Genomic DNA, 1,604 nt, shown 5'->3' with positions numbered 1-1,604 from the left:
GAGGCCATCGCCTTCCTGAAGGGCAGCGACTTCATCGTGCATGGCGGCGACATCGGCACCGCCGGCATCCTCGAAGCGCTTGCGGCCATCGCGCCGTTGACGGTCGTGCGAGGCAATAACGACCGCGAGCCGTGGGCCGATGCCATCGCGGAAACCGAACTCGTGAAGTTCGGCGGCGTGCACCTCTATGCCATTCACGACCTTGCGCAGCTCGACATCGACCCACTCGCGGCCGGCGTGCGCGTGGTCGTCTCGGGCCATTCGCACAAGCCGAAAGTCGAAGAGCGCGACGGCGTGCTCTACGTCAATCCGGGCAGTGCGGGCCCGCGACGGTTCAAGCTGCCGATTTCCGTCGCCGAACTCGTTATCGACGGTGCGTCAGTGACTGCGCGCGTCGTCTCGATCGATCCGCAGGGTGGTCTTCTCTCTACCGGGGGCAACACCTGCGGCCCGGCAAAGCCGGTTCCGCGGTGTTCCTGGTTTTTCTCCCTCCCCCGCTGGGGGAGGGAGCAAGACTGTTCAGCGAGGGGCGTCGCCCTTGCGGTACTCGGCGGTCAGCTCGTCGAGCTTCTGCTTCAGCGCCGGATCGAGCTTGTATTCGGCGGCGGCCAGCGTCGCATCGAGTTGGTCGGGCCGGCTCGCGCCGAGCAGCGGCGCGGTGATCAGCGGATTCGCCATCACCCACGCCACAGCCAGCGTGGCCAGCGGCACACCCGCCTCATCCGCCAGCTTGTGAAGCTGCGTCACGGTGTTGAAGCTGCGCTCGGTCCAGTATCGGTCCTGGTACATGTTGCCCGCAGTGCCGAGCGTGAAGCGGGTGTTTTCCTCGGGCTTGGCACCGGGCTTGTACTTGCCGGTCAGCAGGCCACCCGCCAGCGGGTTGTAGGGAATCACGCCCAGCCCTTCCTCGCCCACCAGCGGCAGCAGCTCGCGCTCGATCTCGCGGAACAGCAGGCTGTAGCGCGGCTGCACTGACACATAGCGCGTGAGCTTGTGCAGCTCGGCCTTGCCCAGCGCGCGCGCCAAGCGGTAAGCCAGGAAATTCGACACGCCGATGTAGCGCGCGCGCCCCGACTTCACGATGACGTCGAGCGCTTCCAGGCTTTCTTCGAGTGGCGTCTCGCGGTCGTCGCTGTGCAGTTGGTACAGGTCGACGTGGTCGGTCTGCAGCCGCTTGAGAGAAGCGTCGATAGCGTCGAGCAGGTGCTTGCGCGACGCGCCCTGGTCCCAGCTGTTGGGGCCGACCTTGCCGACCGCCTTGGTGGCGACGACGAAGCGGCGGCGGCCCGTGGGGCCCTGCTTCTGCAGCCAGCGGCCGATGATCTCTTCGGTGCGGCCAGTGGTTTCGACGGTGCCGCCGAGCGGGTACACGTCAGCGGTGTCGAGAAAGTTGATGCCGCCTTCGGTCGCCTTGTCGAGGATCTGGTGCGACACCGTCTCGTCGGTCTGCAGGCCAAAGGTCATGGTGCCGAGGGCAAGGCGGGACACGGTCAGGCCGGTGCGGCCGAGACGGGTGGTGGGAATGCTCATGGTGTTTTCGCTCTGCGAGGATGAGGAAAGGGCGGCGGCCATCATAGACACGGCCGCGCAATCCTGCAGGCGAG

1 protein-coding gene and 1 pseudogene are annotated in these 1,604 nt (G+C 66.5%); one reads left to right on the top strand and one right to left on the bottom strand.

Features of this window, described 5'->3' with window-relative positions:
- A pseudogene (locus ACSFA3_RS22770) lies at positions 1-405 on the top strand (metallophosphoesterase family protein); the annotation flags it as partial.
- A 114-nt stretch (positions 406-519) separates the two neighbouring features.
- On the opposite strand, the gene ACSFA3_RS22765 reads toward ACSFA3_RS22770, so the two are convergent.
- Positions 520-1,530 (bottom strand): aldo/keto reductase, encoded by a 1,011-nt coding sequence (locus tag ACSFA3_RS22765; protein WP_435507734.1) that lies wholly within the window; start codon positions 1,528-1,530, stop codon positions 520-522.
- Positions 1,531-1,604 lie beyond the last annotated feature (74 nt).

The sequence above is a fragment of the Variovorax glucosi genome, assembly GCF_051216695.1.
Lineage (GTDB): Bacteria > Pseudomonadota > Gammaproteobacteria > Burkholderiales > Burkholderiaceae_C > Variovorax.
Note: the sequence above shows the minus strand (reverse complement) of the source record. Positions and strands in the feature narration are given on the sequence as shown.

Excerpts from the sequence above, each read along its gene's own strand:
- ACSFA3_RS22765 (WP_435507734.1), bottom strand. The coding sequence starts at position 1,530 with ATGAGCATTCCCACCACCCGTCTCGGCCGCACCGGCCTGACCGTGTCC.